Genomic DNA, 26704 nt, shown 5'->3' on the forward strand with positions numbered 1-26704 from the left:
GCAACAACGCCAGGCAGTTCGCCAAAGATGCAATTGTCGCTGTAGCGTTCCCACTCAAATCGCGGTGGTGCTATCCGTCAGATGACCGCACGCCGTCTGCGTTTTTTGCGAAGTGGTAGCGGTCTAATGGAAAATCTGGGTTCAATAGCGAGAAAATCTGGAGAAGGGCGAAAACATGTCTTTCTCTTCTTTTGTTGCTCCTCTGTGTCTCCGTGTCTCTGTGGTGAGAGGTTTTGGTTTTTGCGTAAGCCACAAACACAAACACAAAATCTTATGAGCGAATGGGAATCTATACCGTAATCAGCTGATGCTTTACGGCGTACATGGCGATGCCGACGTCATTGGTCGTGCCGGTCTTTTCCATGATGCGGGTACGGTAGGTACTGATCGTGTTGGGACTAAGATCAAGCTTGTCGGCAATTTCTTTCACACTCATGCCACTGGCAATTGCCTGGAACACTTGGTATTCACGATGTGACAAAGTCTCGTGCGGCAAGCGTGCTATATGACGTCCCATGTCTGCCGCCAAGGCTTCTGCCATGCTGCTATTGATATACAAGCCACCATCGGCGACTTTGCGGATCGCTAAAACAAGTTGATCAGTATCAGCACTTTTATTCAAGTAGCCAGATGCCCCTAGCCGGTAACAACGGGTGGCATATTGTTTTTCTGGATAGGTAGAAAGCATTAAGACAGGTAGCCGAGGCATTTGCTGCTTAAGCTGGCGCAGCACTTCCAAGCCGTCCTGTACTGGTAATGCGATGTCCAGCAAAACCAGATCAATCGCTAAAATACTGGCTTGTTTTATCACCTCTGGTCCATCGGCGCATTCTCCGGCGACTTCGATGTCGCCCGCATCCGCCAGAATTTGTTTTACCCCTTCGCGCACGATGCGATGATCATCACATAATAAAATTCGTATCATGGTGTACCTGAGATTTGTTGCAGTGCTTGTTCTACTATGTTGGGAGCAGCGTTTGGCACGGGCACAGTCAATCGCACCAATGTCCCTTCTCCATGCTGACTACTGATTTGCAGATCGCCACCGAAATGCAGCGCCCGCTCACGCATTCCCATGACGCCGTAAGAATCAGCACGGTATAGCGCTGCCTGTTGCGCGCCGACGCCGTTATCAGCCACTTCCATCAGCAAGGCATCTTGCCGTAAGCGAATGCGGATATGGACAGCGCTTGCTTGCGCGTGTCGCGCGATGTTACTCAACATTTCCTGAAAAATTCTAAACACGGCTGTTGCCAGATTTGGCTCTGGCGTGGCTGCATCTGGCGTGGCTTCGATACTGGAATCACACTGCATCTCGGTCGCCTCGGCAAATTCTTGTACTTGCCATTCCAGAGCTGCAATCAAACCCTGGTGATCTAAAATACTGGGGCGCAGATCGGTAATAATGCGACCTACATTCTCAACTGCGGATTCGATCAGGCGATTCATTACACTGCATTTGCGCGAGACCTCTTCTCGATCAGCCACACGTCTTGCCATCCAGTTCACATCAAACTTTAGCGCGACCAATAAGCTACCCAATTCGTCATGAATTTCGCGTGCGATACGCTTGCGTTCTTCTTCCCTGACAGAATGTGCATGTGCCGATAGCTGCCGCAATTGGTTTAGTGCGGCAGACAATTCGGCAGTACGCTCTGCCACACGTACTTCTAATTCTTGCTTGGCATGTTGCAATTGTTCTTCTGCATAACGACGTTTAGAAATATCGCTAAACGTAATTACTGCACCGCGCACCTGACCTTGATCTATCACTTGGTGAGACGAATATTCCACGGCAAATGGACTGCCATCACTACGCCAAAACACTTCCTGATCATTGCGGCATGGTTGTCCGGTGCGGAACGCTAAAAAAATCGGACAAACTTCTTCTGGATAATGACGACCATCTTTGTGGGAATGATGTACCAGACCATGCATATTTTGTCCTAGTACCTCATTCACAGAACGGCCTAACATGGCAGCCCCGGCGCGATTGATAAAGGTACAGCAACCCGCCAGGTCAATCCCAAACATACCGTCACCGGTGGATTCCAGCATCAACATTAACTTGTCGCGCCACAAGGCTTGCTGGGTCAGTTCGTCTGAAATCATGGACATGCTTGTTCCTTTGTTCTTGTTCTGCATTGCATTTGAATTAAGTCAACCTGGCAGCAAGCACCATGCCACGTCACCAGACGGCCAATGACTTAACGAATAAGCTAACGAGTAGCGAACTAATAAGCCAACAAATAAGCCAACGCATTAGCCAAAAAACGAGCTGATGGTAGTAGCTTTTATTTCGCTTTGCTTGACCGGCCACTATTTTTAATTTGTAATCAACCGCATTGACGCGAAACGTAGTTTAAAAAAGACAGGTTAGAGAAAATGGATCAGACCAAAGCCAAGGCAATCAATGCAGACGGAGTAACCGAGCCGTTTTTGATCAAAGATGTGGTGTGGGACGAATACTCACATGGTAGCCGTTTTGGCACGCGTTATCAGCAGCTTGCAGAGCATGGTGGTTGCCAGCGGATTGGGGTTTGTATCGAAGAACTGGCACCAGGCAAGCAAGCTTGTCCTCATCATTATCATCATCTGGAAGAAGAACAATTGATGCTGCTGGAAGGTAGCCTGACTTTACGTTTGGGTGATAAAACTTACGTAATGTCGGCGGGCAGTTATGTAGTTTTTCCCGCAGGACAAAAGCAGGGCCACAGCATTTTTAATCATACAGAGTCGGTCTGTCGGTATTTATTGATTGGTGACCGCAGTCCGCATGACGTGATTGTGTACCCAGACACCAACCGCGTCGGCGTGCGCCTCACGGGCGAGTCGTACAACAAAGGTGCGACGATGGAATATTGGGAAGGTGAGGCGGATTAAGTCGTTGTTTAAAACGGGAACTTCTAAATGGGAGCTCCCGATCAGAATGTCCAATGATTCTGTGGCTGCTGGCATGATATTGGTCTGTAAGCCGCAGAATCATTGGGCATCCAAAAGTCCTCTCAGCCCGTAGGCAGAGAGAACATCAGGAGAACAGCGAAAACCTGCCTTGCTCTTGATTTGTTGTTCCTATGTTCCTCTGTGTCTCTGTGTCTCGGTGTCTCAGGGTATCTGTGGTGAGAGATTTTGGTTTTTGGTTAAGTCTTGACATCAATAATGCGGTGGACGCTCATCAACAATGCGTTGTTCACTGGCATTTGCAGCCATTTCTTTGATGCGTCCGACCAAGGCATTGCAAAAGCTTTCCAGTTCTGAAATCTTTTTTTGCTGCTGATACACCAGTTGATTCAGCGTATCGACCACATCTTCCTGACGCGATATTTTGATTTCTAAGTCTTCCAGACGGTTTTCTATTGCTTGCATGTCCATGGTGTTTCCTGGGGTGTTTCAAAATTGCGAGTATATAGATAAAAGCAGACTGCTCTGAATTTTCCATACCAGCGCTCCGATTGAAGGGACTGGTATGGTCGTTACCGATAAAGATCCGTAGCTCGCTGGTTTAGTGGTATTGACGCTCCTGATGGGGACTAAAAATCTGTTGACCGTCGTACTCAATCGCCGCATTCTCTTTCGATACTTTCTAGTTTGCCTCTTACTCAATGTTATTAAACGCCATGATGCTATTTCGATTCTCTGCTCTAGTACTTAGCGGGTTCTTTAGCCTATTCTTTAGTCAGAATCTCGCTTTTGCGGCCTCCGGCAAACATGTGGTGATCGGCTACTATTTCCTGGAAAATACGGAGATTAATCATTACCCTGAGGCGGCGGAATTCCCGGTGTCGCGCATCACAGCACAAAAAGCGGCGATGCTGACGCATATTAATTTCTCTTTCATGAATATTAATCCGACAGGCGAATGTGATCTGGGGGAGGGCATAGACCGAGATAAAGCGGCTCAGGTATTTGCCGACCTCATGGCATTAAAGCGTCACAATCACAATTTGCGCGTCTTGTTTTCTTTAGGCGGGTGGGCGTATAGCAATGACAGCAGTCCGACCGTCGGGCGCTATCGTGATGCGGCTGCCACTGCGGAACGTCGGCAACAACTAGCCCGTTCTTGTATCGCCTTAATGAAGCGCTATGACTTTGATGGTATTGATATTGACTGGGAATATCCTCGGCAGCAAGACGCTGAAAATTTCGCCGCCTTGCTAGCAGAAATCCGTCATCAACTAACGCTAGAGAATAAAACCCGTGTGCAAAAAAAAGCGCAACTCACTATTGCCGGTGCTGGCGATGCTGGCAATTTGACGCGCTATTATGTACAGCTCCCCGCCATTGTCGCGCAGCTCGATTACATCAATTTAATGACTTATGATTTAAATGGCGTTTGGCAAAAACAGACCAATCATAATGCGCATTTGTTTGGTGATACCAGTGAGCCGATGATGGCCAATCCACTGCGTGAACAGAAATTTGTAACGGATTTATCGCCTGCAAAACTGGCGGAGAGATTTCCGTCGCCACTTGCCAATACCGTAGATGCTGCGGTTCAGTTGTATCTGCAAGCAGGCATTCCGGCGAATAAAATGGTATTGGGTGTACCTTTTTATGGGCGTGCATTTTTTAATGTGGAGCCAAAAAATCACGGCTTATATCAAGCCTTTGTGACGGAGTCGGCAGAAATATATCAGGGTGATCCTGCTCTGCTGATCGGTTGCGATACCTGCACCCAGCGCAAAGAACCACGCATGGCAAGTTATGCAGAAATTCAAGCCATGCTTGTTGGGAATTTTGGCTATGTCCGCTACTTCAGTGATCAGACCAAAGTACCTTGGTTATGGCAACCAGAACAGCATATTTTTGTCAGCTATGACGACCAGCAATCCTTGTCCTACAAAACTGCCTACATCAAACAGCAAGGTTTAGCAGGTGCGATGTTCTGGCATCTGGCACAAGATGATGAGCAGGGTAGTTTGCTGAAAACATTAGACCGCAGTCTGAATCACGATCAGGGATGTAACGCTGCTAAGCTAGATTTGATGGGCGGTGTACATTATCCGGTTCAGGCTCGCCATTCCAAGCTTAGCAAAGTTGGCAAATCTGGCTGCTGACAAACTAGCTAACAGAGTAAGTTCAATCGCCAATCAAGCTATTCTGCCCCACGCAAATGCGCTTGCACCACCGGTGATAAAGACGCCATAAATTTTTCGACTGCAATGGTGTAGTCGCCATCTAAACCTAGCTGGAAATTAATCTCGCCGTGACTTTTTGCTTGCGGTAATAAACTCGCCCGCATCCCCATGCCATTGGCTTTTTGCACAAAGCTGCTGGCTTGATCGCAAGGGTGGTCAGGTCGCTTGCTGGAGCAGACTGCCAAAAACGGTACGCCTGGTACTTCTAATTTATGCAATGGTGAACTGGCGCGCCAGTAGCCGGGATCTTTGCCAAAGGCTTTGTCGTAAAAGCCATAGTGTTTGGTGGACATAATGGCGCTCAGATCGTAGGCTGCGCTGTCTAGGGCAATGGTTCCCAGCCAGGGGCGCACGCCAAACTGCAATGTCACGTCGGGCGAGGCCGCAAGCAAAGCAACTAAATGCGCGCCGGCAGAATGTCCCATGACGATAAACTGGCTGGGATCGCCGCCCCATTCTTTGGCTTTGGATTGCGCGACTGCCAGCGCCAAGGCGACGTCTTCCGCCTGCTCACGCGCTTGCAAGGTTGGCAGCATGCGGTAATCGGTAGAGATAAAAATAAAACCTTTAGGCAGCCAACGTGCGACTTTGTTTTCGACCACGCGTCCCATTGCCTTGCCACCATTCGCCCATGCACCGCCGTGTACCATAAAGATCACGGGCATGGCTTTGTTGTCGTGGCTGCTGGGATTGCTGGCGCTGTCCGGCGTGGTTGCGGGGATATAGACATCAAACTTTTGCTTGGCGTCGCTGCCGTAGGCGACATCTTTGATGATGCGGTTGCCTTTGGGTAAACCATTCTGGTTAAGCGTGCTGGGATCGTCCTGATCCAGCTCTGACTGTTGCATGCGCCGCTCAATTAATTTATCCCGCAGCGTACCTGCAGGGCTGGTTTGGCATAGCAAGCTGGCGATGCTGCCCACCATGACGACGAGCAGCCATTGAGCCATAGTACGGTTTCTGAATAAAGCGATCATACGATGTCCTTTCAAAAAACTACATTTTCTTGATGAATTGAGGCTTTCTTACATTTTTACTTTGTCCGGTATCGGGTGCTGGCGGTAATAAGGCTACACTGTGTTTGACCACATTGTGCAGGTTTTCAACACCAAGATTGCTAAGAATAACGATACAGATAACGACACCGAAAGGGACATTGTGCAGAATCCTCTCTCCAGCTTTCTGAAGCGGCTATTTGGTACGAATGAAAAGCCAATTCAAGCAGCAATCAAGCGCCCCGCATCTCCTCAGCAAACACCGGTAGTAGCGGCAATACCAAAAGCCACTCCCCCTACCATCCTACCTGAAAGCCCGGTAACACCATCAACGCCGCTCAGCACTGTTACACCTGTTACAGCTACACCAGTGGATGTATCCATGGCGAAAATTGAGCAAACATCGCAGCCGGCAGAGGCGCCACCGTTGCCGCCCACTTTTACCGCATGGCGACCGCAAATTCCGGTTGATGCTTTGTATTTTGACTGGTTGATGGGGCATCCCGGCGAAGGCATCAGTATGGAAACCGAGCAAAAAGTGTTGCAAGCGCTTTATGCTTTGCTCGCCTCGGATTTGACCGACGCCGTGGTCGTGCCGCGGGTGCCGACCGTGATTCCACAACTGTTGGGTAGTTTGCGCAATAAAACCGTATCGGCAGGTGAGTTGTCGCGTCACATCGTTAAAGACGTAGTGCTGGTCGGCGAGGTAATTAATGCAGTCAACAGCGCACTGTATAACCCAGCCGACCGGATTAACAGTCTGGAGAAAGCCGTGATGATCTTGGGTGAAGACGGTTTGCGCCTGTTGATTGCCAAAGTCGCGTTCCGTCCGATTATTAATCTCAACGCAGGCAATTACACACGTCGCGCTGCACCGCATATCTGGACACAATCAGAGAAATGCGCGGTCGCTTGCCACCAGTTAGCCAGCAGTGTTGATAGCGCGATTGACCCGTTTCAGGCTTTCCTCACGGGCTTGATGAAAAACGTGGGTTTGATTATCGCGTTCCGTCTGATTGACCAGATTGCGGATCAGACCAAGTTTAAATATTCCACCAGTTTTTATCATGCGTTTAGTTCAGTCGCCGTCACCTTGTCTTACCGGATTGCACAACGCTGGGAGTTTCCGCAAGCGGTTATCCAGGCCTTGCAGCAACAAGCCAGCGGCAGTAAAGCGCCGGTCTGGACGCCACTTGGGCACTTGCTGCACACCGCTGATCTGCTCGCTAAAATGCGGGTTATGGTCAACCATGCGCAACTACGGTCGAACGACGAAAAAATGCTGCTGGGCTTAACGCCACAAGCAGCAAGTTGTTTTGAAAATCTGAATTATGTGCAGTTATATGACGCAGCGGTGGCGACTAATCCCGCCTGAGCGGGATTAAACTTGGTGGACATTCTCATGTCCAAGTCAAAGGCATCTACGATGTGGAATTAAATGCTTTTGATTTGGATACGAAGGTTAGAAATAAGGGGAGTATTTTTAATCGTCCAATTAAAACCTGGACAAAAAGCGTAATTTAGCTTGTACTCCTTACCAGTATCTATCATAAATCAACCATTGTTCTGAGCTAAACGAACTGCTTTGATCGCAACGCCATGTTGCAAGGCTTGGTCTTCTTGCGCCATAATCAATTTTTGTTCTGGGCTTAAACGTTTTGCGCTGATGACGACAGTCTGGATGCCATTAGCTTGTGTATCGAAGGCCAGTTTTTCATCAGCGCTCATGCGTTTTGCGACGATAGTGACAGTTTGTATTTGGGCTTGGGCAACTTGTGTATTCACGTTAGCGTTGCTGGAAACGGGTTGGAATGCAGCACCGACTGCGAACACGCCAGCGATCAATGCAGCACTGAAAATTGCTGGTGTTTTGAATGATGTTTTCATTTGATTTTCCTCTTTTTGCTAGTTAAGTTTTAGTTCGGTTCGTTTCAACTTGCAAGTCGTTTTGCTTTGTTGATGTATGCACTGTAGGCCATGCATTTGTCGACCGCGAGCGGGATGCGATGAAACGCAAAAACGCGAGGATGAACGTCATTAAACCAGCGCCAAAGTGTTTTGGTTTCGATGTCTTGATGCTCACTTTTAGTAACTATAAGGTGCTGCTAATAGCTTGATGGGCAGAGTAATCCCGCTCGTTTCAACTTCGCCCTAGTTGTGTTGTAGCGCTGTTCCAATAGAGCTTGCTGCGTGGCGTCGTACAATACGGCTCTATTGTTGTTTTATTTTCGCTGTCTTTGCCGTCTATACACCCCATGACCATTCTGCTCTCTACCCTCAATGCCCGTTACGCCCACGCTTCTCTGGGTTTGCGCTACCTGCTCGCCAACATGGGGCCGCTGCAAGCACAAACTCAGTTGCAAGAATTTGTGACGGGTGCAAAAACCACCGAGATAGTAGAAAAATTACTGTCGCACAAGATCGCCGGAGAAAAATTGATCGTCGGGTTTGGCGTCTATATCTGGAATATTGAAGAAATCACCAAAGTCGTCGCCTTATTAAAACGGGTCGCTCCAGAAGTGATCATAATCTTGGGTGGGCCAGAAGTATCGTATGAAACCTCCGAGCAAGAGATTGTCAAATTATCGGATTACGTCATCACGGGTTGGGGCGATGTCACTTTCCCTGATCTGTGTCGCCAAGTCTTGCAAGGCCCTAAGCCGCTAATGAAAATCCATGCCGGTGTGCAAGCAGCGATGGCTGACATCAGCTTGCCCTACGATTTGTACAGCGATGAAGACATCAAACATCGCACTTTATATGTCGAAGCCTCACGCGGTTGTCCGTTTAAGTGTGAATTCTGTTTATCTGCCTTAGATAAGACGGCGTGGCCGTTTGAGATCGACCGCTTTTTAGCCGAGATGGAAAGTCTGCATGCGCGCGGCGCGCGCCTGTTTAAATTTGTTGACCGCACCTTTAACCTCAACATTAAGACCAGCCTGAAGATCATGCAATTCTTTCTGGATAAGTTGGAGGCCAATCCTGATGATCCCGTATTTGCCCATTTTGAAGTAGTGCCAGATCATTTGCCTGACGCGCTCAAAGAAGGTATCAAGAAATTCCCGCCAGGCACTTTGCAGTTTGAACTCGGGATTCAAAGTTTTAACCCCGAAGTACAAGCACGTATCAGCCGCAAACAAGACAACCAGAAAGCCGCCGACAATATTCGCTGGTTATGTGAGAACTCACATGCTCATTTGCACGTTGATCTGATTGCTGGATTGCCGGGCGAAACGGTAGAGAGCTTTGCTGCAGGTTTTAATAAGTTGTACGCATTGCAGCCGCACGAAATCCAGTTTGGCATCTTAAAGCGTCTGCGCGGTACGCCGATTATCCGGCATACCGAAGAGTGGAGCATGGTGTTTGATCCGTATCCGCCTTACACCATTCTTGCCAATAGTACGATCGATTTTTCTACCATGCAGCGCCTGGTGCGCTTTGCTCGTTACTGGGATTTGGTCGCCAACTCCGGGCGGTTTAGTCATACTCTGCCGCACCTGCTGGCAGAGACACCGTTTGAAAACTTTATGGCGTTATCAGATTGGCTGTATGCAAAAACCGATGCGACCCACAGGATTGCGCTGGAACGTTTAGCGGCCTTAGTCGGCGAGTGGTTGCGCACAGAACGCCAGATGGACGACGCTCTGGTCACAGAGATTTTGGGTAGTGATTACGCCGGGCAAGCTAATCGTAAAAACGTCAGCGATAAATCGGCGGCAAAGCTGGCAAAACTACAGAATCATTCGCAGGATAATCCGGTGGAGAAGAAGCCAGAAACTAAATCTTTGCCACAACGTCAAGCAAGGCATATGGCTGCGTAGCAATGTATAAGTCGGCAGCATATTGACGACACGTAGAATATACTCCCCATAATTTTTTCAAAATATGCCGTATCGTCCAATGATTATATGGAGAGCTTACATATACTGTGTATGAGTATGCGTATTGGGCAAATTTTAAAAGAAAGTAATAGTGCGAAAACGGTCACTTTCATATAATGTTTTCGAATTGTAGAACCTATTGCATCCCGTGGCCTCTTTTATAAATAAGCAATGCATGCAACAAGGCATTCGCTAACTTAGCCATGAGCTTAATTATTAGCTTAATTACGAACTTTTTTATCTGCAACATCCGGCGCTTTTAGTGGCAGCGTGATGATGAGGCTAGTGCCAACACCGGCATAGGACTGGAGTTCTATTTTTCCGCCGAGTAAGCTGGTCACGATGTTAAATACGATGTTTAAACCAAGGCCAGAACCGCCCTGACCTAGCTTGGTGGTAAAGAAGGGGTCGAAGACCCGTGGCTGATGTTCAGCCGGTATGCCAACACCGTTATCGGAAAAGGTAATTTCGACCATATCTTCCTGTTGCAATTTGGTGGTCAACCGCATCGTGCCATGGTTTCTGCCCTCAAATGCGTGAGCTAACGCGTTTGTCACAAAGTTGGTAATCAATTGCCCTAGCGGACCCGGATAACTGTCCATCTGTATGCCGTCTTGCAAGGCAACTTCTAAGACAAATGGCGTGTTTTTGTACATAGGGTCAAGCATCACGACCACATCAGCTAGCGTATTTTTAAGATCAAAGCGGCGACGTTGGTTGCTGGCCTGATCTACCGCAACCTGTTTAAAACTGATCACCAGATCGCGTGCCAAAGCAAGATTACGCATTAATAATTCCGTGCCCATGAACGAACTATCGAGATAAGCATCCAGCGTGCTGCGGCGAATCTTGCCGCTACTGATTTCCCGAGCTAACTCTTGGGTTTTGTGCTGCAAGGTGCTGGCGACTGTAACGCTGTTACCGATCGGTGTATTTAACTCATGCGCAACACCGGCAACCAGAGAACCCAGTGCCGCCATTTTTTCTGAACGCACCAGCTCATCTTTGGTCAGTTTAAGAGTCTCCATCGCATTGGCCAGCTCCGTATTGGTCTGCTCCAGATTGAGTGTGCGACGCTGAACCCGGGACTCTAACTCCTGGTTAATCTCCTGGATTTCTCTTTCTATTTCTCGCTGTCGGGTAATGTCTGTTGGCGAGAAAATATAGAATTGCTCTCCGTGCAGTTCCACCACGCGACCGGACAAGAGGCAGATAATATCGCGCCCGTCTTTGCAGCGGTAACGCACCTCAAACTGGTTGATCGTTATTTTTTCGTTAAGCTGCGCTAACAAACGTGTTTTTTCTGTGTCATCAGCCCATAGACCTAAACCGATTGCCGAGCGCCCGATTACTTCTTCACGCGAAAATCCAAATTGATTTAACCAGGCATCATTCACATCGATGAAGCGACCACTGCTGGCATTTGCCAAACTTAACGGTAGTGGCGATTTTTGAAAAATATTTGAAAATTTTTCTTGGTTCTCACGCAATTCTTCATCTGATTTTTTACGTGCTTCAAGCGATTCTAGGAAGGCATTAAACCAGCCGACGAGTTCGCTGATCTCATCCTTTCTATCGGGGATGTTCAAGGGTTGCAATTGCGCGTAGGGTTGCTCTTCAATTTTCCGGAATCCATCAGAAATATTCTTAATCGGTATGAGCATCGCGCGATTAAATTGACGCGCACCAAAGGCAATCAGACCGAGACAAAGTAGGATCAAAAACGCAGCGGTTTGTGATTGTCTTTCCATCGGCAGCATAAAAGTTTTTTCTGGAATCACCGCGACGATGCACCAGTTTAATTTGGCTAGGCAAGTGGAATTGAGCATCAATTCCTGCCCGTTTAAGCGCAAGTTATGGATACCGGTTTTGCGGATTGCAGCGGCGTTAAATTCTGATGAAATGACCTTGCCAATTTTTTCTTTATCGGGATGATAGATCATACGATCATAGCTATCAACGGCCATTAGATAGGCACCCTCACCCATGTCGATGTGACTAAAATGTTGATATAAATAATCGGTAGAATAATTAATTAGAATCATTCCCACTGGCGTGGAGGACATACTTTCAGGAGAAAAATGTCGAATAATTTTGAGTGCAGTAAGTACCTTGCGGTTGGGTGACGCAGGGTTTAAATTGTTTTCTACGCCCAGCCATAGTATCGATTTTTCTGAGGCGATACCCGTATCAAAAATAGTTTGTCTGATCATGTCGTTAACAGGCGCGACGTTTAAAGTATCGCCTACATAAAACCTATGACCTTTGGTGGTGAACAAGTCTATCGATATCACACCCTTGAGGCTGCTATTGGCATTAAGTCGTTGCCGAATTTCTGCCTGAGTAAATAAATCATCGTATGAATTGCGACTTAAGGTAGCCGCCTGGTCAGCTTTCACCACCACATTGCTGATCTCTTCAACGCCCGCGAGGTTAAAAGCCAGACTTTCTACTTGTTCTGCTTCTAGTTCCAGATAATCGCGCTGGTTAAAGAGTAGTTGGGTACTATAACTTCTGGCTAAATCAAAAATCGTTTTTTGCGTCGTGCCGTAGGAGATGATTGCAAATAACAGCAACGGCAATACACTGACAAAGAACAGGTAGCCAATCAGTTTGACCGAAATATTATGTTTGACGGACAAAATGGGCGCGCCTCATTGTAGAGTTTGGGCCGTAACTAAAGCGGTATCAACCAACATCACATCGGGTAACTTTTCTCCATTCAGACCACGTACCGCGAGTGCGATGCCTTCGTAGCCTTGCTTCTTCGCTTGCTGATCTACGGTCACTGCCAGTGAACCTGCTTTTACAGCGATTTTTGCGTCAGCCAAAGCGTCGTAGGAGGCGATCAATATTTTTTTGTTGGATTCGCTTAAATACTTAATAGCCCCCAAGGCCATCATGTCGTTGGCGCAGAATAAAACAGTGATATCAGGATAAGCCGTAAATATTTTTTTAGTGACTTGATAAGCCTCATCGATTTTCCAGTTACCAGTCTCTTTTGCCACCAGTTTGAGATTGTGATTTTCGGCAAAAGCACGTTCTGCTCCTACCGTCCTCATGCGGGCATTTTCTGAGGTGCGTATACCCTCAATGATCGCTGCTTTGCCTGGCGCTTTTATTTGATCAGCAATAAATTTTGCGGATTGATAACTTGAGGTTTGATTGTCAACACTAATAAACGTCACTGGACTCATTTTTTGACTTTTCATCGTCGCTGCATCAAGTTGGTTATCAATATTAATAACGAGGATGCCTGCAAGCTGAGCTTTTTTCAGAATTGGCACTAGGCGCTGTGAATCACTAGGCGCAATTACTAAGGCATCGATTTTGGTTTGAATTAACTCATCTACTAACTGGATTTGTTGTTCTACCGCAGTCTCTTGCGATGCCATTTTGACGACTAAATCAACACCTAGATTTTTTGCAGCATCACGTGCACCAGTTTCCATTTCAATAAAGTAAGGATTAGTCAGTGTTTTTAAGACCAGCGCGATTTTTTTTGTTTTGTTTGATGCCGGGAGTTTTTGAGCATCGGCCGATGCGCTGATGGCAGAGGATGATTGCTTAGATGCATCATTGCAGGCACTAACAGCGACTGCAAAAAAACTAATGATCAACAGGAGACGCCGCTGGATAGCCATAACATTTCTTTCGTTGACAGGACAAACCTTAGAGAAATGGTGATCAAATTATCGAGTACTTTGACGCAATAATATTTGTCGGACTTATTTTAAAAATATGACTAAGACTGAAACTGAGATTCCATCGAAATGGAAACGCAGATCGGCATACCGCAACACATAAAGCCATCAAAACAGATGACTAAGGATATGCACTAAGTTGGTTTTACGCAATCAATGTCGCGCATAGTTTTGCAAAATAATGATCCATTCTACAAAACCCTGCTAGAAGAATTTTGCTTATCTCCTATACTGGCAAGAAACACATCCTTACAAATATTTTGTTGCAACGCACAAAATATGCTTGACCGTCGAAAATAAGTAGGTACAATAAGAATTGTTGCGGTGCACCATTTGGATAAATAGGATGGAAGGCGCTGTGAAATTCCGCATTACCGTCATTTTTACTATCTAGGAGATCATTATGTTTACAACACCAGAACAATTTATCGCTGCTACTAAAACTTCAATGGAAGCACAATTCGCTTCTTTGACCGCTTTGAACAAAAAAGCATTTGAAGGCTTAGAGCAAATTTTTGCTTTGAACGTCAGCGCTGCTAAAGCGACTTTGGAAGAAGGCACAGCAACGGCTAAGCAATTAGTTGGTACGAAAGATCCAAAAGAATTTATGGCTCTGGCAGCTGCTCAAGCACAACCTAGTGCAGAAAAAGCATTGGCATATGGCCGTCATCTGGCATCCATCACTTCTGCTACTCAAGCTGAATTTACTAAAGCAGTAGAAGCGCATATCGCTGAAACAAATACTAAAGTCGTTGCGTTGATCGACGAAGTCACTAAAAATGCACCAGCAGGTTCCGAACAAGCAGTAACAGCATTGAAATCCGTCATCGGCAATATCAATGCAGGTTACGAGCAATTGTCTAAAACTAGCAAGCAAGCTGTTCAGACTTTGGAAGAAAACCTGGCAAATGCCACACAGCAATTTACACAAGCTGCTGAAAAAACGACTAAAAGCAAGAAATAATACTTGAGAGTACTTGCAGCGCTTAGCTGAAACATCAGCTGTAACGCATCAGGTAACACGGTTTTAAAAATGGGCTCTCGGGAACGATGAGCCCATTTTTTTCGCCCAGTTTTTATCTGCTTGCTAATACCGCTTCTGCATCAAACGATATTAGGCGATCCTGATTGGTAAGGATTAAAATGGAAAATAACAAGGGGATTTAAAAAATGCCCATCATTCCAAGCTCACCTATGAGCATTCACCGAGGAGATTCACATGCAAGACGTCGTCATCGTTGCTGCCGGTCGCACCGCAGTAGGTAAATTTGGTGGTTCATTAGCAAAAATTGCCGCTTCTGATCTTGGTGCACATGTCATCCGAGGTTTGTTGGCCAAAACTGGTTTGAGTGCGGAACTGATCAATGAGGTTATTTTAGGTCAGGTATTGACCGCAGGCGTAGGCCAAAATGCGGCGCGTCAGGCAGTGATCAAAGCGGGTTTGCCAAATATGGTACCGGCATTTACGATCAACAAAGTCTGCGGTAGCGGTCTCAAGGCGACGCATCTTGCCGCGCAATCGATCAAAGCTGGGGATGCCGATATCATCATCGCTGGCGGTCAAGAGAACATGAGTGCTTCGCCCCATGTTCTCAACGGTTCGCGCGACGGTTTTCGTATGGGTGATGCCAAATTAGTCGACACCATGATCGTTGATGGTTTGTGGGACGTGTACAACCAATATCACATGGGTATCACTGCTGAAAACGTGGCTAAAAAATTCGGTGTAACGCGTCTGGAGCAAGATGAGTTTGCACTGGCTTCGCAAAACAAAGCAGAAGCGGCACAAAAAGCCGGTAAGTTTGTGGACGAGATTCTGCCCTTTGAAATCGACAGCAAAAAAGGCACGACCGTATTTGATAGCGATGAGTTCATCAAGCACGGTACTACGCTGGAATCGCTCTCCAGCTTACGCCCGGCTTTTGCCAAAGATGGCACAGTGACCGCCGGTAATGCCTCTGGTCTGAACGACGGCGCAGCAGCCGTCATCATGATGTCGGCACGTAAGGCCGAAGAACTGGGTTTGCCGGTATTGGCGCGCATTAAAGCCTATTCCTCTGCCGGTATTGACCCAAGCATCATGGGCATGGGACCAGTACCCGCCGCCCAATTATGTTTGCGTAAAGCAGGTTGGAATCATCAAGATCTGGATTTGATGGAAATCAACGAAGCCTTCGCCGCACAAGCGATTGGCGTCAATAAAGAAATGGGCTGGGATACCAGCAAAATCAACGTCAATGGCGGCGCGATTGCGATTGGCCATCCCATAGGCGCATCCGGTTGCCGTATTTTGGTCAGCCTGATCCATGAAATGATACGGCGCGACGCCAAGAAAGGGCTTGCCAGTTTGTGTATCGGTGGTGGTATGGGCGTTGCGCTGGCGATCGAACGGTAATTGATGCCAAGATAATAAAGTTATTTTCCGTGCCCTAGGCTATCAAAATCAGTCTGAACATAAGATGAAAATCGTCAGCATATTTAAGCAAAAAGTGCGCGGAAAAAATATGCAGGTAACTTTATGATTAGTAGTAATCATTAACGCTTCTGTAATGGATTTCTAATCCGTGCGTTCCGATTTCAATTATTTTATAAGGACTAATATATGGCGAGAGCTCATTTTGTATCTAGGCCACAATCAAAACTTAGGATCACTGACAAGATCATCGAATTAAACGATGTGGTTTGGTCAATTCAAAATTTAGTTGCTATTACGATTACTCGAAAGACTATTCACAGTACAGAAATAGAGCCAACATTTAGTTTACTTCTTCCTCAATTTAAATTTCCAAATAGTTATTTACTTGTAGCAGTTCTAGGTCTTATTCCATTTTATTTTTACAGTAAATATTTATTTGTTGGTTTTTTGCTTTGCTCAGCATTCATATTATTTATTTTTTACAAGCGGCTTCAAAAAAAATTTCTGCAAACGCTTTGTGAGTGGCAAAAGCAAAAAAACATCTTTGATGAACAATTAAAAATTTGGGTTTATAAAAAAGAAAATCCGCCAATCCTTTTTGGACTTGTACTTGAAACCTCAGCTTCCAGCAGGTCAATCGTCTACTCTTATGACAGCGCACAAATTAAAAATGCTCACTCCAGCATTAAGTCGGCTATGGAGGCAACAAAACATGGTGAAACTTACATATCTATTGACACAGTAAATGTTGGTGGTGATAGTTCTATAAATAATTTTGAATCTGAGATTACTAATCAGCAAATAAAGGAACAATTAAATGGCGACTATCAATAACTTTAACTCAACGGTTTCGAATCAAATAATAGGCAATCAAACAAATACTAATCTAGTAAAAGACAATAATGATTTAATATTAGAAAAACTTGAATTAATTTTGAAAAAAATTGATGCAGATTCTGAAGTTACCAAAAGCCAGGCTATTAAAGCTTCAATAGCTATCAGCGATATAAAACGCTCGATTGAGTCGAAAGATAAAGACAAAACTATTATCGATAGATCTCTAGCAAACTTAGGAAGCATTGCGACTATAGGCTCTTTTGTGCAACAAATTAGCTCACTTATTAACCAGTAACAGTGTGGAGCAAGCTTAAAACCAAGTCCTGCAAATAACATTTATATTTTATGAGAAGTTAGGGCAAATCTTCAAGCGACTTATTTTTGACTATTGGCAGGCTTAACCAAATCCACCACCACAACGCTCTGCTGTTTGAGTAGAGCCTCCAGTGCAGGTAGTAAAGGTCCCAAGGTTTCTGCCAGCATATTGCGTACCGTATCAACCACCACTTGGGTCGCTCTTTCGATTTCTATGTTAAGTGTTGCGCCGGTTTTCTTTTCGGCGAAGACGGTCATGCGCAAGGTTTCCGGGATTAACCAGACTTCAAACCAGCCCTCTTGCCGGTTCACTTCTGCTACCGTCAGGCTGGCGCCGTTGATGGCGATGTAGCCTTTGGCGAAGATGTAGCGCAGCCATTCTGGCGGCACGGCGATGCGGATGACGTAGTTATTTTCCAGCTCGCGGATTCGGGCGATGGTGGCTTTAAAATCAATATGGCCAGAGAGGGGATGTCCGCCAATTTCTGCACCATCTCTGGCGGCTCTTTCTACATTGATGCGTCCCTCTTGCGCGTACTCACCAAGCGTGGTGATCGCCAGACTCTGCTGCATCACATCAAACTCGGCGCGGTGATGGTCATGCAAGCTGTTGACGGTCAGGCAAACACCGTCAACAGCGACGCTGGCGCCGATCTGTAAGCCTTCACAAAATCCCTCTGGAAAATCCAGTGTAAAGGTGCGCAGGCCGGGTTTGTCGGTGATGGATGCAATGCGGGCGATGCCTTGTACGATGCCAGTAAACATGGGAATAGTGTCGAAATAAAATGAGCTGAGGGTGGGGGCGGTGTTATACGAGTACCGCTTTTAGTACTCAATATTGTAAGCGATCTGGCAATTACAGAATTGCTACCTCATTGCCTTCGCTTTTACTCTTACCTGTCAGCTTATGGCTACTGTGGTCGGCGGTTCATGAAAGACTATAAGTGGTAATCGGACAGTAAAACAGCAACCCTCACCGATCGCACTTTGACAATCGATGTCACCACCCATCGCCACGCTGAGTTTTTTGACGATAGAAAGTCCTAAACCGCTAGAATGTTCACCCGCAGTCGGCTTGCTCGATAAGCGTGAGAATTTTTCAAACAAATGCCGCTGATCTTCTTCTGACAAACCCGGTCCTTCGTCTTTAATCATGAAGCGACCAGCACCATTGTCTGATGAAATTTGAATCCAGATCTGTTTGCCTAAAGGAGAATATTTAATCGCGTTGGACAATAAATTATCCATAATCTGGCTCACCGCATCGGCGTCCGCTTTGACTAATACCGGCTGATTGACAGACAGTATTAACTGCAAATCTTTAGCTTGCAGGCTGTCTTGATATCGCTGTGTGACTTCAGTTAAAACCTGCGCCAGATCCAGCGCCTGCAAGTTAAAACGCGAGTGCCCGGTCTCTAAGGCATTCACATCCAGCAGGTTAGTGATGATGTGCATCATGCGTTGCCCGCTATTGCTGATGCGTTGTAAATAATCGTGTTTTTGGGCAACCGGCATCTGCTGATCTAGCCTGCGTAACAGGTCGCTCATCCCGATCACTGAGGTGAGCGGATTTTTTAAATCGTGGGCAGCGATCCCCAGAAAATCATTTTTCTCTTGGTCGAGTTTTTGCAAGCGCGCCACGGCATCGGCTAATTCTGTCGTCCGTTGCTGAACCTTGATTTCTAATTCTTGCTCTGCACGTTGCGCCATTACCAGCAGTTGTTTTTGCGCCAGCGCGCGTTCTTGTTTAATAATATTGATACGATTAGTTTGCGCCACGGCGAGCAAAATCACTTCCAGCGCAGACCCGATCTGAAAGCCAAAATCGGATAGCCAGCTTGATTCGATGATCCCCAGATTCCGTAGCGACGTCATCATCGCGCCAGCCACCCAGGCAGCGGACGCGATCAGCACAATCCAGCCTGGCCGATAACCGCGCGTCGCACTTAGCAAGCAGACCGGCAAGATTAGCAATACCTGAGTAAAGCCAATTAACTGGACAACTGGCGCAATCACATGGTTGTAACCAGCCAGAACAATCACCGCCGCTATCACTGAAAAAACCTGAAATCCGCGAAACAACCACGACACTTTGGGCATCTTTTTAGGCAGATGCAAAAAGTGCGTGATAAACAGGGAGTCCCACAAGATGATGAAGCACACCGTCAGCGCGGGCAAAATATCCACCAGCCAAGGCCAGTCCGGCGCAAAGTACAGACCGATATGACCGTTCACGCTCATGCCAGCTAATAAAATACTGAAAGACAGCAATAGGTAATACAGCATAGTTTTGTCGCGGAACGACATCAACAGCACCAGGTTGTACGCAATCATGGCAAGCAGCAAACCGTAAAACAAACCCATCAGGCTGGACAATACATTGGAGGCTTCCGCAAACGCCTGTGGCGTCCATAATGTGGCGCGGAAAAAAAGCGAGCTGGTGCTTTCTATCCGCACATAAAAAACTTGTGGCGCGGTGTCCGACAAATGAAGACGGAATACCGGATAACGGTGCTGCATTTCTTGCGCAGAAAAATGACGGCGATCGCCAGCTTGGTGCTCAATGAATTGACCGTCGCCAGTGGTTTCGTACAGACGAATATCGTCCAGCATGACGGGCGTCATTTCTAGCCACCAGTCCTGTGGGCTACGAATATCACTTCTTTGCAGGCTAAACCGTAACCAGTAGACAGAGCGGGTGTAAGAAGCGCTCAAATTGCCCGCCAGCGGCTTAAACTTGGCGGCGATGGCGGCTTGCTGAATGTCGTGGATAGAAAGTCGCGCGCTTTTATCCTCAAAAACCTCAAACTCAGAATTAAGCGAACGTTGCGTGGTGGCAGAGTCTAATTGCAGAGTGGCAGCGGCAGCGTGATTGAGCATGCCGGCTAGCAAGAGATAGCTGAGTAGGCAGCTGAAAAATATCCGCAGGCAAATGTTGAATTTTCTCCCTATCATCATGTGCTGACTCTGGTTATTTCCTTAAACACCTGCGTTGTCTGTCTGGTCTTTTGCTCTGGCCGGCTAAGAGACTACAACGCTGGCTAGACCTTGTTCGGTCTTGGCAAAGTAAGATTTCAGACTAACAAGATTTAGTGCCGTGCGCAACTGAAAAGAATCCTAGTTTACAACAAAGGTTTTATGAGTGATTTAGCACTTAGCCCAGATTTTCCATTGGAACAGCGACAAGTGTGCCTTTGGCGAACTGACTGGCTAGACGCGACGACGACGCAAGCTGCATCTTGCTAGGAGGAGCAACAACGCTAGGCAGTTCGCCAAAGGTGCAATTGTCGCTGTAGCGTTTCCACTCAAATCGCGGTGGTGCTATCCCTCTGAAGACCGCATGCCCTCTGCCTTTTTTGCGAAGTAGTAGCGGTCTAATGGAAAATCTGGGCTTAGTTCGGCAGTTAATTCGGCGCTGAAGACATCAGCATAAACCGGTACGACAAGGCAAATGGTAGCGAGGCGTTTGTGTAGAAGAATTTACTTTCAGAAAAGCTTAAGTGTTACCGGGCTAAATATACTCCCCCTTAATTTTTTTAAAAATATCGTATTATCCATATATTATATGGGCATCTAAAATATACCCAACCGGAGTATATTTATTCATTGACTCTGTTAGCGGCAAGTATTGATTTGAACTACACCGGACAACACCCCTCGCCCGCGTGCGGGAGAGGGAGCTTTTTGGCTTCTACAGGCAGCAAAGCAGCAGGTCACGTAGCAGAAATCATCAGCAGAAACCCTGAACACAGGTCCCTCATCAATAACCATCAAAATTCTTCTCATGACTTAACTCAGGCAACAAGGCGTCGTTGGTCATCGTGATCAGGCTATCACGTAGCCATTTGTGCGCCGGATTGCGGGCATCTCTTTCGTGCCAAAGCATATCGACGTGGACTTCTGGCATCTCAAGCGGCAATTCTTTCCATATCAAGGCATCGATCATGCCAGTAGATTCAATCAGATGGCGTGGTAACACCGTCAGCAGATCAGAATTGGCGACCACTTTGCCGCCGGTAAAGAACTGATTTACGGTCAGCAAAATGCGGCGTTCCAAACCCATCTGAGCCAGACTTTCATCGACCAGACCATGCGCTCTGCCCGAAAAACTGACCAGCAAATGATTACATTTACAGTATTTTTCTAGCGTCAATTCTTCCGACGCCATCGGATGTCCTTTGCGCATCACGCAAACATAGTGGCCAGAATACAGGCGCTCATGCCGTATCGGACTGCTGGCGGCGCCTTGCCCCGCAATCATCTGTGCCACCACGCCAGGGAAAAAGCCAACCGCAATATCAATATCACCGCGGATTAGCAAAGGTCGTGGCTCACGCGTGGTCAGCGGCACCATGCGGGCGTTGATCCCAGGGGCGTCGCGCTCAATGAAGCGCACCAGATTTGGCATCCAGAGCGCCGCCGTCGCATCCGCCATCGCCATGCGAAAGGTCACTTGCGCCTTGGACACGTCAAAATGTGTGGGGGCAATAGCCGCCTCCAGATTCGACAGTGCCTGACGGATTGCTGGCCACAAGGTCTCGGCGCGCGGGGTTGGCTTTACGCCGTATGCGGTGCGGATCAATAACTCATCGCCCAGCGAATAACGCAAACGCTTTAAGGCATTAGAGACCGCCGGTTGCGTCATCGCCAGCTTGTCCGCTGCGCGAGTCAGGTTTTGCTCCACCATGACAGCATCAAATACCCGCAGCAGATTGAGGTCGAGAGTTAGAAAGTTCATCAAAGCCGCCTATGAGTGTAGATGTTGCAGATAAAGGCCAGTTCAGTTTAAGAGAACACTACGCAAAATTGAGCAAAAACGCCTCAGAAAGCACCAGCCTAAATATCCTATCATTTCTACAATTATTCACAAATACCATAGTAGATATGAGAAATGATAATTAGATTTATATATTGCACTGCAATATAGTTCTATCATCGCAAATATAGACAGAAATGTGGAGAATAAAATGGCTTTCCTTGATATCGCTTTCCCAGTTACCAGCGCCGTCCCAGTAGCACAAATGGCAATTTCAACCGTTGTTGGTGCAGCTCGCCCATTGTTGGGCTTAGGCATTTTGGCAACGATGGCAATCGTCTTTAAACCTATGCTAGTCGGCATGTTGCGCGCAGCATTGCTGGTTTTGAAGCCAAAACTGACACGTGAAGAAAAAACCGCAAAACGCAATTTGCGCAACGTTATGACGATCCACCGAATCGCCAGTGAGTTTGATTCCAGTTCGCCAAATCTGGCTGCAGAACTGCGCGCAATGGCTGGTCGTAACTAATAAATAGCGTTAATTTTGAAGTATTCTAGCAATAGATTGCTGCAACACGGCAAAAATAGCAAAAGCCAACAGCGTGCTGTTGTTGGTTCTAAGAGCCTGGCATCGATGTTGCCGACCATGATCAGCAGCGGGATTATCACTTTAGTTGTGACCGCCGTAATGCGTTTAGTATGGCTTGGTGTAGACAATAATTTTTTTGGTGCATGGATGGAGGCGTGGTTGATTACCTGGTCTATCGCCTTCCCGGTTGCTTACATGATTAAGCCGGTCGTTAATCAGCTGGCCCGGAAGCTAACTAATTAAGTCTGTACTTGAATAAATACTTGAGTAAATATTTAAGTAAGTAAGCACAAAGCAAAAAAAACTAAAAAGCCGTAAGCATTTGCTCGCGGCTTTTTTTATTTTTGCGTGTGTAGTCTATGAACATTGCGCCATATATCTTTGCTTGATTGCGTCCTGAATATTTTTGATAGCGGTGTCCCGCTCCCGATTCTTCAACACTAGTTCAAGCGCAGGCGCATACCGCCAGATGGTCCACCGTCTAGTCTGAATAAACTGACTACATGACTCAAATTGTCGGCCTGTTCCTGTAGCGCAGTTGCCGCTGCCGCTGCTTCTTCGACCAATGCTGCGTTTTGCTGCGTAATTTGATCCATTTGTACGATTGCGGTATTGATCTGGTCTATTCCCGCGCTTTGCTCAGAACTTGCCTCGGTGATTTCACCTATCATATCGCTGACCCGCTTTACGCTGTTGACTACCTCCGTCATGGTTTTTCCTGCCTCATCCACTAGTTTGGAACCTACCCCCACTTTAGTCACAGAATCGTTAATTAACTCTTTAATTTCTTTTGCTGCGCTGGCCGATCGTTGCGCCAGATTACGTACCTCGGAGGCTACCACCGCGAAACCTCGACCTTGTTCTCCGGCTCTTGCGGCTTCCACCGCGGCATTCAATGCCAAAATATTTGTCTGGAACGCGATGCTGTCGATCACGCTAATGATATCGACAATCTTTTTAGAAGACTCGTTGATTGAGCCCATCGTTGCGACAACCTCAGAAACCACTTGCCCACCTTTTTGCGCAACACTCGATGCAGAATGTGCCAGTTGATTGGCCTGACGGGCGTTATCACTATTATGTTTAACGGTAGATGTTAGTTCTTCCATCGACGACGCAGTCTCTTCTAAGGAACCAGCCTGGCTCTCTGTTCGTGCCGACAAATCCATATTGCCGTTAGCAATTTCGGATGATGCTGTGGCAATCAAATCGGTACCGTTGCGTACTTCACTTACGACAGCAAATAACTTCGCGTTCATGTCACGTAATGCCGCCAACAATTCTCCTGTCTCATCGGTCGTGTTGGACTCAATCTCGCTGGTGAGATCACCTGCAGCAACGGTTTTTGCAATTCTTACTGCGGCTTGTAACGATGTTGCGACTATCTTTGCAATCACGTAGGCCAAGATCAAGCCCAAAGCAATACTGATGACCAAAACAGCGATGATCCATGTTCGTGACGACAAATAAATCTCTTCGCCTTCTTTATAGGCTCTAATGCCACCATCCACATTAGCATCCACCAGGCCGTCTGCAATTTTTAATATGGCACCATTCAGTTTGGAAGATTCACCTCGCAGTGTTGTCCGTGATTCTTCAAGCTGTCCCTGACGTGCCTGTTCGATCATTTTTTTGTTTCGACTTTATATTTTTCCCAAAGAGTCAAGTACTCTGCGTATTTTTTCTTCTCATCCTCAGTTGTCATTAACTTGACGTATTTGTCTTCATAGCTTTTCAACTCGTCGAAATAGGTATTCCAGCGCTTTGAGTAAAAATCGATATTTTTAGCATCGCCGCTGGAGAGGACGATTTGCATTTCTTGTGTGCGCAAACGTGACATGCGCTCTTTGATCCCCATAGCCGCGTTGACGCTAGGCATCCAATTGGTCCCCAGCTCATAGGTCGCACTATTGACTCTCGCCAGTTGAATAACAGCAAAGATCCCAAGAAAACTAGTGAGAACGAGAAGGAGAACGAAACCAACATACAGTTTGGAGGCGATACGCAAGTTATAAAACAATTTCATGTGCAACTCCTGAAAGGGGTTAACTGAAAAATTGCAGCAACTTCGAGAGAGGGAATTGAGGCAGAGTGCTTAATATACGCCCGAACTAAAACCTTGTCGAACTCAATTGAGCAAGCAAAAAAAAGCCGCAACGTGAGTAGCGGCTTTTTTGAGGTTTAATGCTAACTTATCTCTGAACTATGCTGCCAAGCGTTTTTCCAGCGCAGCTTTGGTTGCTTGCAGTTCTGCTGGCAAGTGGTATTTCAACTTATCAAACAATTCTGCGTGCAAAGCCAGTTCTGCGATCCAGGCGTCTTTGTCGATCGAGGTAATGGTGTTGAATTGTTCTTGCGTAAAATCTAGGCCATCCCAAGTCAGATCGCTAAATTCTGGTGTCACGCCGAAGATGTTTTCTACGCCTTTAGCAGTACCGTCGATACGACCCAGCATCCACGACAGAACACGCATATTGTCGCCAAAACCAGGCCATACAAATTTACCATCGGCATCGGTACGGAACCAGTTGACGCAATAAATTTTTGGTTGTTGCGCGCCGGAAGCAGCGATTTTTTTGCCGATTTCTAACCAGTGTTGGAAGTAATCACTCATGTGATAACCCATAAAAGGCAACATCGCAAACGGATCACGACGCACAATCCCTTGCTGACCGACAGCTGCTGCCGTGGTTTCTGATCCCATCGTCGCTGCCATGTATACGCCCTCTACCCAGTCGCGGGCTTCGGTTACCAGCGGCACGGTAGTAGAACGACGACCACCAACAATGAAGGCAGAAATCGGTACGCCAGCAGGATCGTCCCATGCTGCATCCAGCACCGGATTTTGTGTTGCCGCAACCGTGAAACGAGAATTTGGATGTGCTGCTTTACGACCTGTTTCTTTAGCAATGGCAGGTGTCCAGTCTTTACCTTGCCAGTCGATCAAATGGGCTGGCGCCTCTTTGGTCATGCCTTCCCACCAAACATCACCATCATCCGTTAAACCGACGTTAGTGAAAATCGTATCGCCGCGTACTGAGGCCATGCAATTAAAGTTGGTTTTATCGTTGGTACCAGGTGCCACGCCAAAATAACCCGCCTCAGGATTGATCGCGTATAAACGACCATCTTTACCCGGCTTAATCCAAGCAATGTCATCACCGATCGTTGTGACTTTCCAGCCGTCGAAACTGGCTGGCGGAATCAACATGGAGAAATTAGTTTTACCGCAAGCAGACGGGAAAGCCGCTGCGACGTAATGCTTTTTGCCCTCTGGCGATTCCACACCAAGGATCAGCATATGTTCTGCCAGCCAGCCCTGATCACGACCCATGGTGGACGCGATACGCAAAGCGAAGCATTTTTTGCCCAGCAGTGCATTGCCACCGTAGCCAGAACCGTATGACCAGATTTCACGCGTCTCTGGATAATGCACGATGTATTTTGTCGCGTTGCATGGCCATGCAACATCTTGCTGACCTTTGGCCAAAGGTGCGCCGACAGTATGCATACACGGGACAAAATCGCCATCCGTACCCAGCACTTCATACACTGCTTTGCCCATACGCGTCATGATGCGCATGTTGACTGCAACGTAAGGCGAATCCGATAATTCCACACCGATATGCGCGATAGGAGAACCCAGCGGGCCCATCGAGAATGGCACCACATACATGGTGCGGCCACGCATACAGCCATCAAACAAAGGATTTAAAGTTGCGCGCATTTGATCTGGCGCCATCCAATTGTTCGTCGGACCTGCATCGACCTCGTTGGCGCTGCAAATGTAAGTGCGGTCTTCTACCCGGGCCACGTCGGTAGGATCAGAGCAAGCCAGATAGCTGTTAGGGCGCTTGGCTTCATTGAGTTTTTTCATGGTACCGCCAGCGACCATCTGGGCGCAGAGACGGTCGTATTCTTCGGTACTACCGTCGCACCAGTAGATGCTGTCCGGTTTTGTCAGTGCCGCCATGTCGGCGACCCAGTTGATTAATTTTTGTTGCTTTACGTATGCGGGTGCGTTGATTGCTGCCACGCCGCCCATGATAGGTTGATTCACGATACTACCTCCA

Annotated in this window: 23 protein-coding genes; 10 read left to right on the forward strand and 13 right to left on the reverse strand. The window is 47.1% G+C overall.

From position 1 onward, the window contains the following. Positions 1–289: 289 nt before the first annotated feature. A complete protein-coding gene (locus tag RGU72_RS15935) occupies positions 290–925 on the reverse strand; it encodes a response regulator transcription factor (protein WP_322120667.1) in 636 nt (211 codons plus the stop codon). Then, entirely contained in the window at positions 922–2118 is a 1197-nt protein-coding gene (locus RGU72_RS15940) for a PAS domain-containing protein (protein WP_322120668.1), read from the reverse strand. The genes RGU72_RS15935 and RGU72_RS15940 overlap by 4 nt, the downstream gene beginning before the upstream one ends. Before the next feature lie 267 nt (positions 2119–2385). Between RGU72_RS15940 and RGU72_RS15945 the strand changes: the two genes are divergently transcribed. Then, on the forward strand, positions 2386–2883 hold the full coding sequence (locus tag RGU72_RS15945) for a cupin domain-containing protein (RefSeq protein ID WP_322120669.1): 498 nt from the start codon (positions 2386–2388) through the stop codon (positions 2881–2883). A 270-nt stretch (positions 2884–3153) separates the two neighbouring features. Here the strand turns inward: RGU72_RS15945 and RGU72_RS15950 are convergent, their stop codons facing one another. Continuing rightward, positions 3154–3372, reverse strand: a complete 219-nt coding sequence (locus tag RGU72_RS15950; protein ID WP_322120670.1) for a SlyX family protein — start codon at positions 3370–3372, stop codon at positions 3154–3156. 245 nt (positions 3373–3617) lie between these two features. Here RGU72_RS15950 and RGU72_RS15955 point away from each other — a divergent pair, with 245 nt between their 5' ends. Next, positions 3618–5057 carry a glycoside hydrolase family 18 protein gene (locus RGU72_RS15955; protein ID WP_322120671.1) on the forward strand — a complete coding sequence of 480 codons (1440 nt, stop codon included), beginning with the start codon at positions 3618–3620 and terminating at the stop codon, positions 5055–5057. 38 nt (positions 5058–5095) lie between these two features. On the opposite strand, the gene RGU72_RS15960 is transcribed toward RGU72_RS15955, so the two are convergent. Then, positions 5096–6115 carry an alpha/beta hydrolase gene (locus RGU72_RS15960; RefSeq protein WP_322120672.1) on the reverse strand — a complete coding sequence of 340 codons (1020 nt, stop codon included), beginning with the start codon at positions 6113–6115 and terminating at the stop codon, positions 5096–5098. Positions 6116–6215: 100 nt separating this feature from the next. Between RGU72_RS15960 and RGU72_RS15965 the strand changes: the two genes are divergently transcribed. Next, positions 6216–7508, forward strand: a complete 1293-nt coding sequence (locus tag RGU72_RS15965) for an HDOD domain-containing protein (protein WP_322120673.1) — start codon at positions 6216–6218, stop codon at positions 7506–7508. 179 nt (positions 7509–7687) lie between these two features. Here the strand turns inward: RGU72_RS15965 and RGU72_RS15970 are convergent, their stop codons facing one another. Further along, complete coding sequence (locus RGU72_RS15970) at positions 7688–8020, reverse strand: hypothetical protein (RefSeq protein ID WP_322120674.1); 333 nt, start codon at positions 8018–8020, stop codon at positions 7688–7690. A 368-nt stretch (positions 8021–8388) separates the two neighbouring features. On the opposite strand from RGU72_RS15970, the gene RGU72_RS15975 reads away from it, so the two are divergent. Continuing rightward, complete coding sequence (locus RGU72_RS15975) at positions 8389–9954, forward strand: B12-binding domain-containing radical SAM protein (protein ID WP_322120675.1); 1566 nt, start codon at positions 8389–8391, stop codon at positions 9952–9954. A 281-nt stretch (positions 9955–10235) separates the two neighbouring features. Here RGU72_RS15975 and RGU72_RS15980 read toward each other — a convergent pair whose 3' ends face one another. Together RGU72_RS15980 and RGU72_RS15985 are read right to left on the reverse strand one after the other, a co-directional pair. Then, positions 10236–12656 (reverse strand): ATP-binding protein, encoded by a 2421-nt coding sequence (locus tag RGU72_RS15980; protein WP_322120676.1) that lies wholly within the window; start codon positions 12654–12656, stop codon positions 10236–10238. Between the two features lie 12 nt (positions 12657–12668). Further along, positions 12669–13658, reverse strand: coding sequence for a substrate-binding domain-containing protein (locus tag RGU72_RS15985; protein WP_322120677.1), 990 nt, complete (start codon positions 13656–13658; stop codon positions 12669–12671). Between the two features lie 463 nt (positions 13659–14121). On the opposite strand from RGU72_RS15985, the gene RGU72_RS15990 reads away from it, so the two are divergent. The 4 genes from RGU72_RS15990 to RGU72_RS16005 all read left to right on the forward strand — a co-directional run bounded on the left by RGU72_RS15990 (position 14122) and on the right by RGU72_RS16005 (position 17266). Beyond that, a complete protein-coding gene (locus RGU72_RS15990) occupies positions 14122–14682 on the forward strand; it encodes a phasin family protein (RefSeq protein ID WP_322120678.1) in 561 nt (186 codons plus the stop codon). Between the two features lie 255 nt (positions 14683–14937). Further along, complete coding sequence (locus RGU72_RS15995) at positions 14938–16113, forward strand: acetyl-CoA C-acetyltransferase (RefSeq protein ID WP_322120679.1); 1176 nt, start codon at positions 14938–14940, stop codon at positions 16111–16113. Between the two features lie 207 nt (positions 16114–16320). Continuing rightward, complete coding sequence (locus RGU72_RS16000) at positions 16321–16968, forward strand: hypothetical protein (protein ID WP_322120680.1); 648 nt, start codon at positions 16321–16323, stop codon at positions 16966–16968. Next, positions 16952–17266 (forward strand): hypothetical protein, encoded by a 315-nt coding sequence (locus tag RGU72_RS16005; RefSeq protein WP_322120681.1) that lies wholly within the window; start codon positions 16952–16954, stop codon positions 17264–17266. Before RGU72_RS16000 ends, RGU72_RS16005 begins: the two co-directional genes overlap by 17 nt. Positions 17267–17346: 80 nt before the next feature. On the opposite strand, the gene RGU72_RS16010 is transcribed toward RGU72_RS16005, so the two are convergent. From RGU72_RS16010 to RGU72_RS16020, 3 genes are all read right to left on the reverse strand, one after another. Beyond that, entirely contained in the window at positions 17347–18051 is a 705-nt protein-coding gene (locus RGU72_RS16010) for a riboflavin synthase subunit alpha (RefSeq protein ID WP_322120682.1), read from the reverse strand. A 135-nt stretch (positions 18052–18186) separates the two neighbouring features. After that, positions 18187–20166: a sensor histidine kinase gene (locus RGU72_RS16015; RefSeq protein WP_322120683.1), complete on the reverse strand. Its 1980-nt coding sequence runs from the start codon at positions 20164–20166 to the stop codon at positions 18187–18189. 880 nt (positions 20167–21046) lie between these two features. Beyond that, complete coding sequence (locus RGU72_RS16020) at positions 21047–22024, reverse strand: LysR family transcriptional regulator (protein ID WP_322120684.1); 978 nt, start codon at positions 22022–22024, stop codon at positions 21047–21049. 229 nt (positions 22025–22253) lie between these two features. Here RGU72_RS16020 and RGU72_RS16025 point away from each other — a divergent pair, with 229 nt between their 5' ends. Together RGU72_RS16025 and RGU72_RS16030 are read left to right on the forward strand one after the other, a co-directional pair. Then, the gene (locus RGU72_RS16025; RefSeq protein ID WP_322120685.1) at positions 22254–22571 is read left to right on the forward strand and encodes a hypothetical protein; all 318 of its coding nucleotides are present in this window, start codon (positions 22254–22256) and stop codon (positions 22569–22571) included. Positions 22572–22586: 15 nt separating this feature from the next. After that, a complete protein-coding gene (locus RGU72_RS16030; protein WP_322120686.1) occupies positions 22587–22874 on the forward strand; it encodes a DUF2798 domain-containing protein in 288 nt (95 codons plus the stop codon). A 197-nt stretch (positions 22875–23071) separates the two neighbouring features. Here the strand turns inward: RGU72_RS16030 and RGU72_RS16035 are convergent, their stop codons facing one another. From RGU72_RS16035 to RGU72_RS16045, 3 genes are all read right to left on the reverse strand, one after another. Then, positions 23072–24259, reverse strand: a complete 1188-nt coding sequence (locus RGU72_RS16035) for a methyl-accepting chemotaxis protein (protein ID WP_322120687.1) — start codon at positions 24257–24259, stop codon at positions 23072–23074. Then, complete coding sequence (locus tag RGU72_RS16040) at positions 24256–24657, reverse strand: MCP four helix bundle domain-containing protein (protein ID WP_322120688.1); 402 nt, start codon at positions 24655–24657, stop codon at positions 24256–24258. Before RGU72_RS16040 ends, RGU72_RS16035 begins: the two co-directional genes overlap by 4 nt. A 177-nt stretch (positions 24658–24834) precedes the next feature. Further along, the gene (locus tag RGU72_RS16045; protein ID WP_322121661.1) at positions 24835–26691 is read right to left on the reverse strand and encodes a phosphoenolpyruvate carboxykinase (GTP); all 1857 of its coding nucleotides are present in this window, start codon (positions 26689–26691) and stop codon (positions 24835–24837) included. Positions 26692–26704 lie beyond the last annotated feature (13 nt).

This window comes from Undibacterium sp. 5I1, from assembly GCF_034314085.1.
GTDB lineage: Bacteria > Pseudomonadota > Gammaproteobacteria > Burkholderiales > Burkholderiaceae_D > Undibacterium.